The sequence below is a fragment of the Streptacidiphilus cavernicola genome, assembly GCF_042510955.1.
Classification (GTDB): Bacteria; Actinomycetota; Actinomycetes; order Streptomycetales; family Streptomycetaceae; genus Streptacidiphilus; species Streptacidiphilus cavernicola.
The window spans coordinates 14,185-27,962 of sequence record NZ_JBHFAB010000011.1; the positions used below are offsets into that span (position 1 = coordinate 14,185).

The following is a 13,778-nucleotide window of genomic DNA, read 5'->3' on the forward strand; positions in this document are numbered from 1 at the left end:
CTAAAGCAGAGGAGCGGCTACCGAAGTTCACCCGGCCGGGTGCCGGACGGAGCGTCAGGCGGGGGTCAGGCGGTGACCGCCTCCCGCTGCTGCGCGAACTCGCCCAGGACGAAGTCCGGATCGACCTGCGCGGCCAGGTCCGTCCCGGTCTTGGCGTTGCCCCAGCTCTCGGCGTTGCGCAGGTGGAACCGCACCATCTGCCGGGTGTACCGCCCCCAGTCGCGCAGCGGGTAGGTGGCGTCCGCGGCCTCGCGCAGCACGCGCAGCGCGGCGCGGTTGGCCGACTCCAGCTCGCCCAGCCCCGGCGCCCGGCCCTGCTCCGTCCGCCGCACCCAGTCGGACTGGCCGACCACGGCGAGCAGGTCGTCGCCGACCTGTTCGCGCAGGTACGCCACGTCGTCCTCGTGCTGCACCTTGTTGCCGACCACCCGCAGGTTGACGTCGAAGTCGGCCGCGTACTCCTTGTACTGGCGGTAGACCGAGACGCCCTTCCGGGTCGGCTCGGCGACCAGGAAGGTCATGTCGAAGCGGGTGAACAGGCCGGAGGCGAAGGAGTCCGAGCCCGCCGTCATGTCCACCACCAGGTACTCGCCGGCCCCGTCGGCGAGGTGGTTCAGGCACAGCTCGACCGCGCCGACCTTGGAGTGGTAGCAGGCCACGCCGAGATCGGCCTCGTCGAAGGCCCCGGTCGCCATCAGCCGCAGCCGGGCCCCGTCCACCGTGAACTCGCGCGCGCACAGCGCGTACACCGGGTTGTCCTCGGTGATCCGCAGCAGCCGGGAGCCGCTGCCGGGCGGGGTGGTCTTGATCATCGAGGCGGCGTCGGCGATCCGCGGGTTGCCGCCGCGCAGGTACTCCTTGATCTGCGGCAGCTGCGCCCCCATCGACGGCACCCCGGCGGCCTGCTCCTCGGTCAGCCCGATGGCCGCGCCCAGGTGCTGGTTGATGTCGGCGTCCACGGCGATCACCGGTGCCCCGGCGGTGGCGAGGTGGCGCACGAACAGCGAGGACAGCGTGGTCTTGCCGCTGCCGCCCTTGCCGACGAAGGCGATCTTCATGGGGACTCCGGGTGGTTCAGGGGTTCGAGGGTTGGGCCGCGTCGAAGGTGTGCCGAAGGTTTATTGGCAATCGTTATCGTCACCGTTAGTGGTCATCGTAGCGATCCGTCACCGCCGTGTGATCGGCTTTGCGAGACTGTTGACCCTTTTGAGTGAGAGCCGGGTGAGAGCGCCCCCGAGCATGCGCGCGCCCTAGCGTTCCGTAGGCTCGGAGCCGTGAGCACACCACCCGCCGCCCCGCGGCCGCACCCCTCGCCCGACTCCTCCGGCGACCGCCCGGCCGACCCCTCCGGCGACCCGCTGGCGGCCCTGGCCGGGCTGCCGGGCGTGGCCGACGCGGTCGCCGGGGCCCGCCGCGCCGTCGACCGGCTGTACGGGCACCGGGTCATGCGCCGCAGGGCTGCCGAGGTCACCTCGGAGTCGGCACTGCGCGGGGCCCGCGCCTCCGCTGCGCTGGACGGCGCCGACTGGCCGCTGGAGGAGGTCCGCCGCCGCAGCGACTTCGGCACCGACCCGGAGGCCCGTACCGTCGGCGGCGCGCTGCGGGTCAACGCGGAGGCCGGGCAATTGCTCGGCACCTGGCGGCACTCCCCGCTGCAGGTCCTGGCCCGGCTGCACCTGCTGGCCTCGGGCGACGACGCCGCGGGCGGCGGCACGGCAGCCGCGGGCCGACCGCGCCGGGACGGCGAGCCGGTCGCGCCCCGCTTCGGCACCCCGCTGCCGGTCGCCGAGGAGGTGCCCGGCTCCGAACTGGCCCCGGCCCCCGCGCCCCGGTTCGAGCTGCCGGCACCGCCGGCCGCGGACGAGGTGGCCGCCCGGCTGGACGCGCTGGCCCGGCTGCTGGTCGACCGCGGCGCGAGCGGGCGGAAACGGCCGGGCGACCGCGGCGCCCCGGCCCTGGTGGTGGCCGCGGTGGTGCACGGCGAACTGATGACCCTGCAGCCCTTCGCCGCCCACAGCGGTCTGGTCGCCCGAGCGGCGCAGCGGATCGTGCTGATCGCCGAGGGCATGGACCCGCAGGCGATCTGCCCGTTCGAGGTCGGCCTGGCCGAACTCGGCACCGACGCCTACCGCAACGCCCTCGGCGGCTACGCCTCCGGGACGGCGGGGGGGATGGCCGCCTGGATCCTGCACTGCGGGGCGGCGCTGCGGCTCGGCGTCCGGGAGAGCACGGCGGTGTGCGAGGCGATGCAGCGCGGAATGGTCTGACATGAATCCGGCATGGGTCTGATCGGCACAGGTCTGATCACAGAGATGCGGCGGCATCGACTTCCGATGCCGCCGCTGGCACAACGTGCGAGTGACCAGAGCGTGCGCCATTTCTTTGCGCATCCGGCTGGAATCGATTTCCATCGGCCGAAAGCGGCGGCCCTATCGCGGGTCGGCTGCACGTGGGTGCTCGTTTGTCGTGCGCGGTCCGTGGGGCCTGAAACTTCGATGGTTCCTGGCTGCTGATCCATCCGGGTCTCGCGGGCCGTCCCTACCTTTGTAGCGCGGTTCGGTGGGAAACGGAACTCAGGGGCGTATTTCTTTACCTTGGCGCTCAGGCGGTTGCGTTGCGGCGCTTCGCGGCGTACCAGACGATGCCCGCCGCGGTCGCCGCCGCGCCCACCGCCGCCGCGGCGAGCACCGGGCGGCTGCTCACGGTCAGCGCCGAACTGCGCTGCTTCAACTGCACCGGGCGGTTGAAGACCAGCACCGGCCACTCACGGGCCACCGCCTCCTTCCGCAGCGCCCGGTCCGGGTTGACCGCGTAGGGGTGGCCCACCGCCTCCAGCAGCGGCAGGTCGGTGATCGAGTCGCTGTAGGCGAAGCTCTGCTCCAGGTCGTAGTCCTCGACCGCGGCCAGCTCGCGGATCGCGCTGGCCTTGTTGCCGGCGTAGGCGTAGAAGTCGATCTCACCGGTGTAGTGGCCGTCGGCCTCGGCCATCCTGGTCGCGATCACGTGGTCGGCGCCGAGCATCTCCCCGATCGGCTCCACGAGTTCGGAGCCGGAGCTGCTGACGATCACCACGTCGCGACCGGCCGCGTGGTGTTCCTCGATCAGCGAGGCGGCCTCGTCGTAGATCAGCGGGTCGATCAGGTCGTGCAGGGTCTCCGCGACGATCTCCCGGACGAGTTGCACGTTCCAGCCGCGACAGAGCGAGGAGAGGTACTCCCGCATCTTCTCCATCTGGTCGTGGTCCGCGCCGCCGGCCAGGAACATGAACTGCGCGTAGGCACTCTTCAGCACGGCCCGCCGGTTGATCAGGCCGCCGCGGTAGAGCGGGCGGCTGAACGCGAGCGCGCTTGACTTGGCGATGACGGTCTTGTCGAGGTCGAAGAACGCTGCCTGACGCACCAAAACTCCCTCTCTGGCTGGGACTCCGGCAGTCACGAGATCCAAGGGGGCCCTCAGCGCCACTGCAGGTGCCGATCCTCGCAGACACCGGCCCAGGAGGATGTCAGAAGGGTATCCGGAGGCCGGTTCGAAATCCGCCCACCATTCGGCCCAAGGCCCGGCCGCGCGGGTTTGCTTGAGAGGGGCCTCGGGTACACCATGGAAGTCACGGATCGTTCGCGACCGTGCTGCCCCGGTCTGGCTCCTCCCCCCCGAGTCAGGCTGTGGAGGACGACCCCCGCTCTCCCCCCCGGCGGGGGTCGTCGCATGTCCGCACCCGGTCGGTGGGAATTCCCGATCGTATGCGGTGCGGCCTGATCATCCTGCCTTCCCGATGCGGCGCCGTGTCAATCCGATGCCGTAAAAGCACCCCTTCGGGTGAGCGATTTATCCACAGCCCCCGAGTTCTCCACAGCCCGCGGTCATCCGCGCGGGCCCGCCCCTGAACAGCGGCACCGTGGTGCCCGGCGCCGAAGCGGCGCCCCGCCCCGTACGTCGGCGGCCGGAGCACCACGGGGAGGCAGCCATGCCCGGGACGTCGTCCACCGAACCACTGCTGATCAGCGAGGACGAGCGGCTGATCGAGAACCTGCTGAGGATCTGCGCCGCCGCCGGCGCCACCCCGCAACTGGTCTGCGGGGCGCCGCCGTCCCGACAGTCCTGGGAGGCCGCGCCGCTGGTCGTGGTGGGCGACGACGTCGCCGAGCGGATGACCGGGCTGAGCCACCGGGCCGGGGTACTGCTGGTCGGCACCGACCTGGACGACGTCGAGGTGTGGCGGCGGGCCGTGCTGCTCGGGGCGCGCCATGTGGTCTTCCTGCCGGACGCCGAGTCCTGGCTGCTGGACCGGATCGCCGACGCCGCCGAGGGGGTGGCGGTGCAGGCGCTGACCGTCGCCGTGCTGGGCGGCCGGGGCGGCGCCGGGGCGTCCACGCTCGCCTGCGCGCTCGCCGTCACCGCGGCCAGGGAGGGCCACCGGGCCATGCTGGTCGACGGCGACCCGCTGGGCGGCGGGCTCGACCTGCTGCTCGGCGCCGAGGGAACGGCGGGCCTGCGCTGGCCCGACCTGGCCGGCTCGCGCGGCCGGGTGAACGCGGTAGAGCTGGAGAACGCGCTGCCCCGGCTGCACGACCTGACCGCGCTCAGCTGGGACCGCGGCGATGCCCTGGCCATCCCGGCCGAGGCGATGCGGACGGTGCTGGGCGCCGCGCGCAGACGCGGCGGGGTGGTCGTCCTCGACCTGCCCCGCAGGATCGACTCGGCGACCGGCGAGGCGCTGGAGCAGACCGACCTCGGACTGCTGGTGATCCCGGCCGAGCTGCGGGCGATGACGGCCTCGGGGCGGGTGGCCGCCGCGGTCCGGATGCGGCTGGGCGACCTCCGCGCGGTGGTCCGCGGGCCCGCGCCCAGCGGGATGGACGGCGAGGAGATCGCCAGGGGCCTGCGGATGCCCCTGGCTGGGGAGTTGGCCGCGGAGCCGGGCCTGGCCGACGACCTGGAACGGGGCCGCCCGCCCGGTCTCGGCGGGCGCGGCCCGCTGGCCCGGTTCTGCTCGGCCTTCCTCAACGAGGCCCTGGCCGCGACGGGTTCAGCCGCGGCGGGTTCGAGTGCTGCGGGTTGGGCCGGGCCGGGCTCAGGAACTACGGGTTGGACCGCGCCGGGGTGGGCCGCGTGAGCGCGGTCGGCGGGCCCGGCGGGGTGCGCCGGGCGGCGCTGCTGGACTCGGTGCGGCTGCGGCTGGCGGAGTCCGGCGCGGAGCCCAGCGTCAGCCGGGTGGCCGAGGCGCTGCGGGCGCAGGGCCGTCCCTACGGCGACGCCGAAGTACTGGATCTGGTCCGGCAGTTGCGCTCGGACATGGTCGGCGCGGGACCGCTGGACGCGCTGCTGGCGGAACCCGCGGTCACCGACGTCCTGGTGAACGGGCCCGAGGAGATCTGGGTGGACCGGGGCGCCGGACTGGAGCGGGTGACCGGCGTCCGCTTCGCCGACCGCCAGGCGGTACGGCGGCTGGCCCAGCGGCTGGCGACCGCCGCCGGGCGGCGGCTCGACGACGCCCGTCCCTGGACCGACGCCCGGCTGCCGAGCGGGACCAGGCTGCACGCGGTGCTCCCGCCGATCGCGGTCGGCTGCACCCACATCTCGCTGCGGACCAGCCGCTCCCGCGCCTTCACCTTGCTGGAGCTGGTGCGGGCCGGTGCGGTCACCGAGCAGGGCGCGGACCTGCTCGGAGCGATGATCGCGGCGCGGATGTCCTACCTCGTCAGCGGCGGGACCGGGACCGGGAAGACGACCCTGCTCGCCGCGCTGCTGGGACTGGCCGGGCCGACCGAGCGGCTGGTCCTGGTCGAGGACTCGGCGGAGCTGCGCCCCGACCACCCCCACGTGGTGCGGCTTGAGGCCCGGCCGCCGAACCAGGAGGGCGCCGGAAGCGTGGACCTGCGGGACCTGGTCCGCCAGGCGCTGCGGATGCGTCCGGACCGGCTGGTGGTCGGTGAGGTGCGCGGCGCCGAAGTCCTGGACCTGCTGGCCGCGCTGAACACGGGTCATGAGGGTGGCTGCGGAACCGTCCACGCGAACGCCGGGGCCGATGTGCCTGCCCGGTTGGAGGCGCTGGCGGCGGGGGCCGGGCTCGACCGGGCGGCGCTGCACAGCCAGGTCGGCGCGGCGCTGGACGCGGTGGTGCATCTGGTCCGGGAGCCGGACGGGCGGCGGCGGGTGGCCGAGGTCCTGGTGCTGGTCCGTCGGCCCGACGGACTGGTCGGCACGGAGTCCGCAGTGCGGTTCGAGCCGGACGGCCGGATGCGGCGCGGCGAGGGGTGGCCGAGGCTGGCGCGGCGCTGCGGGGGCGGGGGCGGGGGCGCGGGCGCGGGTGGGGGCGCGGGTGGGAGTGCGGGTGGCGGTGGCGGCTGCTGGGACGACGGGGAGGGCGATGGGGACGGAAAGCGGGACCAGCGGGAGCAGTGGGGTGTGGGAGACCGGCGGGACGAGGAGGAGCGGTGATGGTGGTGGACGGGGCGGTTCAGGTGTGGGGCGGGACCGTGTTGGCGACGACGGTGGGGTTGGGGGATCCGGTGGTCCGGGCCTCCGCGTCCGGGGCGCTGCTCTGCCTGCTGGGCTGGACGGCCTGGTGGCTCTCCGGCCGGGAGGCCGCCCAACGGCGGCGCGCGGGGCTGTTCCCGGACGGGCCGGGTGGTGGGTCGGGTCGGTCGGGGAAGCCGAGTGGGTCGGGCGGGCCCGGTGGGCTTGGTGGGCCTGGTGGGTCGGGTGTGGCGGGAGGTCACCGGGGGTCTGCGCACCGGCCCCGGCCCCGGCCGGGGAGCGGGCGGCGGGCGAGGCCGCGTGGCGGTCCCTGGTGGCTCGGCGGCGGGCCGGAGGGCGGGGTCCGGCTCTGGTTCGAAACCAGGCCCCGGCCCGGAACCAGGCCCTGGCTCGACGGCGCCCGGCCCGGGAGCGGGGCCAGGCCTTGGCGCGGGATCCTGCCCTGGAGCGGGACCAGGCCGCCGCCCGAGCTCCTGCTGCTTCCGCTGGGGCTGCTGGCCGCGTGGCCCACCCATTCGCCGCTGGTGGCCGCCGTGGCCGCGGCGGCGGTGGTCCCGGCGATACGACTGCGACGGCGGCGGACGGAGGCCGGGCTCCGGGAGCGGCGCCGGACCGCGGTGGTGGCCCTGTGCGCGGCGCTCGCGGGGGAGCTGCGGACCGGTGCGACACCGCACCAGGCGGTCGAGATGGCGGCGGGCGAGTTCAGCGGCCCGGAGTCGTGGCCGGGCCCGGGGCTGGGCTTGGGGCCGGGCCCGGGTCTCCGTCCGGGGCCGGGTGCGGGCGTGTCGGCGGGCACGGCGGGCCGGACGGGTACGGCGGCGGTGCTGGACTGCACCGTCCTGTTGGCCGCTGTGCGCTACGGCGGGGGCGTGCCGGAGGCCTTCAGGGCGCTGGCGGCCATGCCGGGGGCCGAGGGGGCTGCGGGGATCGCAGCCTGCTGGCAGGTGGCCTCGTCCAGCGGGGCGGGCCTTGCGGAGGGGCTCGACCGCGTCGCCGAGGGGTTGCGTGCCGAACGCGCGCTGCGGGATAGCGTCCGGGCGGAGCTGGCCGGGCCGAGGTCGACAGCCGGGCTGCTGGCCCTGCTGCCGGTGTTCGGGCTGCTGCTGGGGGCCGCCCTCGGGGCCGATCCGCTGCGGATGCTGCTGCACACGCCGAGTGGGCTGCTCTGCCTGGTTCTCGGAGCCGGACTGGAGTCGGCCGGGCTGGCTTGGACAGACAGGATCGCGCGCGGCGCGGAAGCGGCGGTGTAGCGGGCGTCGGCGCAGTGGGTGGCGGCGTAGTCGGCGGCGGTGTAGCGGCTGGGGAGCGCCCGGCAACGCGGGTAGGACACGGGAGAGGCGGGCGCGGAATGGACCTGTCGGTGCTGGTGGCGACGCTGCTCAGCGCGGCGGTGACGGTACTGCTCGCCCTGCTGAGGGTGGGCGTGGAAGGCAGGACGCGGGCTCGGGCCGGGGCGGCGGGGCTGCCCTTGGAGCGCAGACCCGGGCCCTGCCTGGGCCGCTGGGAGGCGCTGGTCCGGCGGCTGTCGGGTCGAGTGCCGGGCCAACTTCCGGGCCAACTGCCGGGCCAGGACGGGGGGCTGTCGCCCCGTCTGGTCAGGAGCGCGGCCTCGCTGCTGCTGGGAGCCGGTCTCGCGCTGTCGGTCGGCGGGTTCGCCGGGCTGCTGGTGGGCGTGCTGGCAGGGGCGGCCGGATACCGCTGGCTGCCCGAGCCGCCGTCCCCCGAGCAGCGCCGCGGGCGGCGGGAGCGTGCCCGGCTGCGGGACCAACTGCCGCTGACCGCGGATCTGTTGGCCGGATGCCTGTCCTCCTGGTGTTCCCCGGCTGAGGCCGCCGAGGCGGTGGCCCAGGCCCTCGGCGGGCCGATGGCGGCGCGGCTGGCCCGGGTCGCGGCGGAGATCAGGACCGGCGCGGACGCGGAGGAGAGCTGGGGCCGCTTCGGCGCCGACCCGGTCCTCGGACCGCTCGGCCGCTGCCTGGTGCGTGCCACCGCCAGCGGAGCACCGCCCGCGGCGGGTCTGGCCCGGCTCGCCGAAGGGGCCAGGACGGCCGCGGCCACCGCCGCGCAGGCGCGGGTGCGCAGGGCGGGCGTGCTGGCCGCAGCGCCGCTCGGGCTGTGCTTCCTGCCCGCGTTCGTGCTGATCGGCGTGGTGCCGGTGGTCACCGGCCTGGCCGGAAGCTTTCTCGTACAGATCTGATCGAGTGTCAACTTTCCTAGGGAGCCAATCATGAGTGGGACCGCAGTGTTCGACAACCGGCACAGTGCGCAGTTCAGCGCCCAGCTCGACCGGTTCGACGCGCTGATCGACGCCCCGGAGCCGTTCCTGCCGGTGGGCGGGCTGTGGCTGTGCCGGATCAGGGGCCTGCTGCTGCTTGTCGCCGCCGTCGCCCAGGCCTGGCTGCTGCACGGGGTGCGCCTGGTCCGCCAGCGGCTGGCCCGGCGCCGTCCGGACGCCGGGATGACCACCGCCGAATACGCGGTGGGGACGGTTGCCGCGTGCGGGTTCGCGGCGCTGCTCTACAAGGTCGTCACCAGCGGGGCAGTGTCCTCGGCCTTGAACGCGCTGGTCACCCGTGCCCTCCACGTGGTGTGACCGGTGCGGGCGAGGTGGTGGCGGGGGCCGACGCGGCACCGCCGAGGGCGGGTTCGTCACGGCGGAGACCGCGATGGCGCTGCCGGTGCTGGTGCTGTTGGTCGGAGCGCTGGTCTGGGGTGTCCTGGTGGGCGCGGCCCAGGTCCGCTGCGTGGACGCGGCCAGGGAGGGGGCGCGGGCGGCGGCCCGGGGCGACCCGCGGGGCCAGGTGCTGGACGTGGTCAGGCGGGGCGCTCCGCGGGGAGCCTCGGTGGATGTCAGCGAGTCCGGCGACACGGTCCAGGTACGGGTCTCGGCGGTGTCGCGGGGGCCGGGAGCGCTCGGCGGGCTGCTGTCGGTGCCGGTCGAGGCAACCGCGGTGGCGGCACGGGAACCCGGCGCCCGAACGGCGCCCCGATGAGCGGCAACGGTGACGATGAGCGGCGGCGTGACGGGGATCGCCCGAGCAGCCGGGGGGACCAGGGGGACCGGAGGAACCGGGAGGCCGGGTCGGCGACGGTCTGGCTGGTGGGGCTGATGACGCTGGGCTTCTGTGTCTTCGCCGGGGCGCTGGGCCTCACCGCCGCGGTCGCCGCGCGGCACCGGGCCGCGGCTGCGGCGGATCTGGCCGCGCTGGCGGCGGCGAGCCGCCTGCTCTGGGAGCCGGGGACGGCCTGCGCCGAGGCAGAGCGGATCGCCGGGGCGCAGCGGGCCGAGCTGGTGTCCTGCGTGCTGGAGCGCGACGCGGTCCAGGACGCGGTGGAGGTGACCGTGCAGGTCCCGCTCTCCGGAGGACCGGCCGGGGCCGGTGGCCTCTTCACCGACCTGCCCCCGGCCCGAGCGAGAGCCCGAGCCGGCCCCCTCTACGCCGAGGACGTGCTCCCCGCGGCCCCGGCCGCCGCGTCGCTCGCCACCGCGCTGCCCGCGTCGGCGTTCTGCGCTGCCGTGTTGCCCGCATCGGAGTGTGCCCCGCCTGCTGCCGTGCTGCCCGCTGCCGCCCCGCCCGCTGTCGCGGTACCCGCGCCCGCGCTGCCCGCCGCCTCGCCGGGTACCGGCCCCTCGCTGTCGGTGAGCAGTTGGTGCAGGAGTCGGACCGCTCCGGCCTTGTCCAGGGGGTCGTTGCCGTTGCCGCACTTCGGGGACTGGATACAGGACGGGCAGCCCCGCTCGCACTCGCAGGCGCGAATCGCGGCGAGGGTCGCGCCGAGCCACTCCCGCGCCCGCCGGAACCCCCGTTCGGCGAACCCCGCACCGCCCGGGTGGCCGTCGTAGACGAAGACCGTGGGCAGCCCGGTGTCCGGGTGCAGCGGGACGGAGACGCCGCCGATGTCCCAGCGGTCGCACGTGGCGAACAGCGGCAGCAGTCCGATCGAGGCGTGCTCGGCGGCGTGCGCGGCTCCGGGCAGCTCCTCGGGCAGCAGCCCCGCGTCGTCCAGTTGATCGTCCGTCACACACCACCACACGGCCCGGGTGCGCAGCGTCCGTGGCGGGAGGTCGAGTTTGGTCTCGCCCAGCACCTCGCCGGTCAGCAGCCTGCGTTTGAGGAAGGAGACGACCTGGTTGGTGACCTCGACCGAGCCGAAGCAGAGCCGTCCGCGGCCCCACTCCACCTCGTGGTCGGTGCCCAGCACCCGGATCGCGGTGGTGTCCCTGGCGACCGTGCTGTAGGGCGGGTCGGCCTCGGCGACCAGCGCCACCGCCTCCTCCAGGTCGAGCTCCCGGACCAGGTAGGTCCGGCCCTGGTGCAGGTGGACGGCGCCGGTGTGCACCGCGGTGTGGGCGGAGCCGGCGTCCACGGTGCCGAGCAGCCGCCCGGTGTCGGCCTCCACCACCCGGACCGGGGTGCCGCCCCCGCCCCGGATGTCGATGCCGTCGACCGCCCGCTCCCGCTGGGTCCAGAAGTAGCCGCCGGGCCGCCTGCGCAGCATCCCGCGCCGCTCCAGCTGCGGCAGCAGCAGCGGTGCGGACGGGCCGAACAGCTCCAGGTCGGGTTCGGTCAGCGGCAGTTCCGCCGCGGCGGCGCACAGGTGCGGGGCGAGTACGTGCGGGTTGTCCGGGTCCAGCACGGTGGACTCCACCGGCTGCCGGAACAGCGACTCGGGGTGGTGCACCAGGTAGGTGTCCAGCGGATCGTCGCGGGCGATCAGGACGGCGAGCGCGCCCTGCCCGGCCCGCCCGGCCCGGCCTGCCTGCTGCCACAGCGAGGCCCTGGTGCCCGGGTAGCCGACGATCAGCACCGCGTCCAGCCCGGCCACGTCCATGCCGAGTTCCAGGGCGCTGGTGGCGGCCAGGCCGATCAGCTGTCCGGAGTGCAGCGCCTGCTCCAGCGCCCGGCGCTCCTCGGGCAGGTAGCCGCCGCGGTAGGCGGCGACCCGGCGGGCGACGGTGTGCCCGGCGGCCTCGGCCAGGTGCTCCTGGGCGATCACCGAGATCAGCTCGGCCCCGCGCCGGGAGCGGACGAAGGCGACCGTGCGGGTGCGGTCCAGCACCAGATCGCTGAGCAGGTCGGCGGCCTCCGCGGTGGCGGAGCGGCGTACCGGCGCGCCCAGCTCGCCCCGTATCTCGGTGAGCGGCGGCTCCCACAGGGCGAACACGGTCTCGCCGCGCGGCGAGCCGTCGTCGGTGATCTCGGTGACCGGCAGCCCGGTGAGCCGTCCGGCTGCCAGTCCGGGTTCGGCCGAGGTGGCGGAGGCCAGCAGGAACACCGGCTCGCTGCCGTAGCGGGCGCACAGCCGCCGCAGTCGGCGCAGGACCTGGGCGACGTGCGAGCCGAAGACGCCCCGGTAGGTGTGGCACTCGTCGATCACCACGTAGCGCAGCGCGCGCAGGAAGGAGGCCCAGCGGGCGTGGGCGGGCAGGATTCCCCGGTGCAGCATGTCCGGGTTGGTCAGCACCAGCGAGGCGTACTGGCGTACCCACTCGCGCTCCTGGAAGGGAGTGTCGCCGTCGTAGGCGGCCGGGCGGACCCGGTCCAGCGAGCCGCCGCCGTGGGTTCGCAGCTCGGCCAGGCGGCGCAGCTGGTCCGCGGCCAGAGCCTTGGTCGGGGACAGGTAGAGGCAGGTGGCTCCGCGGCCTCCGCCGTCCTTCGGGCGGGCGGAGGCGCCCGCTGCGGCTTCCGTGCCGTCCAGCAGGGTGCTGAGGACCGGGGCGAGGTAGGCGAGCGACTTGCCCGAGGCGGTGCCGGTGGCGATGACCAGGTTCTCGCCGCCCAGCGCCAGGTCCGCGGCTTCCGCCTGATGTGTCCATGGCTGGGCGATTCCGCTCTTCTCCACCGCGGCGATGATTTCCGGCCGAACTCCTGGTGGCCAGATTGCATACCGGGCGGCACGAGCGGGCAGGTGCTCCGTATGAGTGAGCCGATCTTGCCGTCCTCGGGCTTCCGTGAGCCTGTCGAGAACGGTCGCTGGCGGGTCCGGGCGCGGCTTCATCGGCAGTCAGTCTGTCACCAGACCGGTGGAGATTCCCCGCAAGGCGTCGTGCTGCCCTGGTCGTAAGTGATTGAATGCCATCGCGGCCGTGCATCGGGGCACCAGCCCCGCCCAACGGCCAAGAATCGCAACGATGCCGTCATGGCAGCGCGTCCCCCCGCCCGGGTGGGTCGTGAGGCTGTGAGAGCAAGGTGCTGGAGGTTCCGTGGACCTGTCCCTGTCGACCCGTACCGTTGGCGACCGCACGGTCGTCGAGGTGGGGGGCGAGATCGATGTGTACACCGCGCCGAAGCTGCGTGAGCAGCTCGTCGAGCTCGTCAACGAGGGTCACTACCACCTGATCGTGGACATGGAAGGCGTGGACTTCCTGGACTCGACCGGGCTGGGAGTGCTCGTCGGCGGGCTCAAGCGGGTACGCGCCCATGAGGGTTCGCTCCGTCTGGTCTGCAACCAGGAGCGCATCCTCAAGATTTTCCGCATTACCGGGCTCACCAAGGTGTTCCCCATCCACAGCTCTGTGGACGAGGCCGTGGCCGCGACCGACTGACCAGGACGCTGTCCTGCCCATCAGTCTGACGCGACATCCCGAGGTCCCTGACGGGACCTCGGGCCGGTCCGGAACGGGCCGGGAGGTACGAACCTTCGAGGGGGAGCCATGGCCACCGTCGAACTCCGATTCAGCGCGCTCCCGGAGCACGTACGGACCGCGCGGCTTGTCGCCGCGGCCGTCGCCCGCCGGGCTGGAGTTGACGAATCCGTCCTCGACGAGGTGCGCCTCGCCGTGGGCGAAGCATGTTCGCGTGCGGTCGGTCTGCACCGGCGCGGCGGCATAGACGACGCGGTCCGGGTCAAGCTGGTCGAGCAGGAGAAGCGGTTCCTGATCGAGGTCGGCGACGGCGTCGGTGCGGGCGAGCCGAACGGCCACACGGCCGAGGGCGACGACGCAGCCGAGGCCGCGATGGGCCTTGCCGTGATCAGCGGGCTCGTCGACGACCTGGACATCAGCAGCGACGAGGACGGCGGGGTGGTCCGGATGAGCTGGCCGGTCGCCGTGCATCCAGTGCTGCCCTGAGTCCAATGCTGCCCTGAGTCCAGCGCTGTTCCGACACCCTGCGCTGCTCCGAACCCAGCGCCGCCTGAGTGATCGTCAAGGACAGGTGCGACCGGATCCGGTCATACCTGTCCATTGTCGTGCTCCCGCAAACACATTGACGAATCATCCGCCAATCCCTGCGCACACCCTGTTTTCATCAGGCCGCGATTCCTAGAATCGCGGCCTGCCGTGTCAGTTGACGGCCCCT

General features: G+C 74.2%; 12 protein-coding genes and 1 pseudogene. 10 read left to right on the plus strand and 3 right to left on the minus strand.

All coding sequences use genetic code 11. From position 1 onward, the window contains the following. Window positions 1-65 precede the first annotated feature (65 nt). Window positions 66-1,058: an ATP-binding protein gene (locus ACEZDE_RS16220; RefSeq protein ID WP_380536970.1), complete on the minus strand. Its 993-nt coding sequence runs from the start codon at window positions 1,056-1,058 to the stop codon at window positions 66-68. A 300-nt stretch (window positions 1,059-1,358) separates the two neighbouring features. On the opposite strand from ACEZDE_RS16220, the gene ACEZDE_RS16225 reads away from it, so the two are divergent. After that, entirely contained in the window at window positions 1,359-2,267 is a 909-nt protein-coding gene (locus tag ACEZDE_RS16225) for an oxidoreductase (RefSeq protein WP_380537139.1), read from the plus strand. A 334-nt stretch (window positions 2,268-2,601) separates the two neighbouring features. Here the strand turns inward: ACEZDE_RS16225 and ACEZDE_RS16230 are convergent, their stop codons facing one another. Further along, window positions 2,602-3,402: an HAD family hydrolase gene (locus ACEZDE_RS16230; protein WP_380536972.1), complete on the minus strand. Its 801-nt coding sequence runs from the start codon at window positions 3,400-3,402 to the stop codon at window positions 2,602-2,604. Between the two features lie 562 nt (window positions 3,403-3,964). On the opposite strand from ACEZDE_RS16230, the gene ssd reads away from it, so the two are divergent. From ssd to ACEZDE_RS16265, 7 genes and pseudogenes are all read left to right on the plus strand, one after another. Beyond that, on the plus strand, window positions 3,965-5,113 hold the full coding sequence (gene ssd, locus ACEZDE_RS16235; protein WP_380536975.1) for a septum site-determining protein Ssd: 1,149 nt from the start codon (window positions 3,965-3,967) through the stop codon (window positions 5,111-5,113). Continuing rightward, a complete protein-coding gene (locus ACEZDE_RS16240) occupies window positions 5,110-6,438 on the plus strand; it encodes a TadA family conjugal transfer-associated ATPase (protein ID WP_380536978.1) in 1,329 nt (442 codons plus the stop codon). Before ssd ends, ACEZDE_RS16240 begins: the two co-directional genes overlap by 4 nt. A 563-nt stretch (window positions 6,439-7,001) precedes the next feature. Continuing rightward, window positions 7,002-7,727: a type II secretion system F family protein gene (locus ACEZDE_RS16245; protein WP_380536979.1), complete on the plus strand. Its 726-nt coding sequence runs from the start codon at window positions 7,002-7,004 to the stop codon at window positions 7,725-7,727. Between the two features lie 98 nt (window positions 7,728-7,825). After that, on the plus strand, window positions 7,826-8,674 hold the full coding sequence (locus ACEZDE_RS16250; protein ID WP_380536980.1) for a type II secretion system F family protein: 849 nt from the start codon (window positions 7,826-7,828) through the stop codon (window positions 8,672-8,674). A 30-nt stretch (window positions 8,675-8,704) separates the two neighbouring features. Further along, a complete protein-coding gene (locus ACEZDE_RS16255; RefSeq protein ID WP_380536981.1) occupies window positions 8,705-9,070 on the plus strand; it encodes a DUF4244 domain-containing protein in 366 nt (121 codons plus the stop codon). Next, the gene (locus tag ACEZDE_RS16260; protein WP_380536982.1) at window positions 9,051-9,470 is read left to right on the plus strand and encodes a TadE family type IV pilus minor pilin; all 420 of its coding nucleotides are present in this window, start codon (window positions 9,051-9,053) and stop codon (window positions 9,468-9,470) included. Before ACEZDE_RS16255 ends, ACEZDE_RS16260 begins: the two co-directional genes overlap by 20 nt. A 116-nt stretch (window positions 9,471-9,586) precedes the next feature. Beyond that, a pseudogene (locus ACEZDE_RS16265) lies at window positions 9,587-9,850 on the plus strand (Rv3654c family TadE-like protein); the annotation flags it as partial. Window positions 9,851-9,912: 62 nt separating this feature from the next. Here ACEZDE_RS16265 and ACEZDE_RS16270 read toward each other — a convergent pair. Next, window positions 9,913-12,477: a DEAD/DEAH box helicase gene (locus ACEZDE_RS16270; RefSeq protein ID WP_380536983.1), complete on the minus strand. Its 2,565-nt coding sequence runs from the start codon at window positions 12,475-12,477 to the stop codon at window positions 9,913-9,915. Window positions 12,478-12,682: 205 nt separating this feature from the next. On the opposite strand from ACEZDE_RS16270, the gene bldG reads away from it, so the two are divergent. Further along, window positions 12,683-13,024, plus strand: coding sequence for an anti-sigma factor antagonist BldG (gene bldG / locus ACEZDE_RS16275; protein ID WP_030253930.1), 342 nt, complete (start codon window positions 12,683-12,685; stop codon window positions 13,022-13,024). Between the two features lie 108 nt (window positions 13,025-13,132). Beyond that, window positions 13,133-13,549: an ATP-binding protein gene (locus ACEZDE_RS16280; protein WP_380536984.1), complete on the plus strand. Its 417-nt coding sequence runs from the start codon at window positions 13,133-13,135 to the stop codon at window positions 13,547-13,549. Window positions 13,550-13,778: the final 229 nt, after the last annotated feature.

Bases quoted from the DNA above. Each gene is read 5' to 3' on its own strand.
- ACEZDE_RS16280 (WP_380536984.1), top strand. From the start codon at position 13,133: ATGGCCACCGTCGAACTCCGATTCAGCGCGCTCCCGGAGCACGTACGG.
- ssd (WP_380536975.1), top strand. From the start codon at position 3,965: ATGCCCGGGACGTCGTCCACCGAACCACTGCTGATCAGCGAGGACGAG.
- ACEZDE_RS16255 (WP_380536981.1), top strand. From the start codon at position 8,705: ATGAGTGGGACCGCAGTGTTCGACAACCGGCACAGTGCGCAGTTCAGC.
- ACEZDE_RS16270 (WP_380536983.1), bottom strand. From the start codon at position 12,477: ATGAAGCCGCGCCCGGACCCGCCAGCGACCGTTCTCGACAGGCTCACG.
- ACEZDE_RS16220 (WP_380536970.1), bottom strand. From the start codon at position 1,058: ATGAAGATCGCCTTCGTCGGCAAGGGCGGCAGCGGCAAGACCACGCTG.
- ACEZDE_RS16250 (WP_380536980.1), top strand. From the start codon at position 7,826: ATGGACCTGTCGGTGCTGGTGGCGACGCTGCTCAGCGCGGCGGTGACG.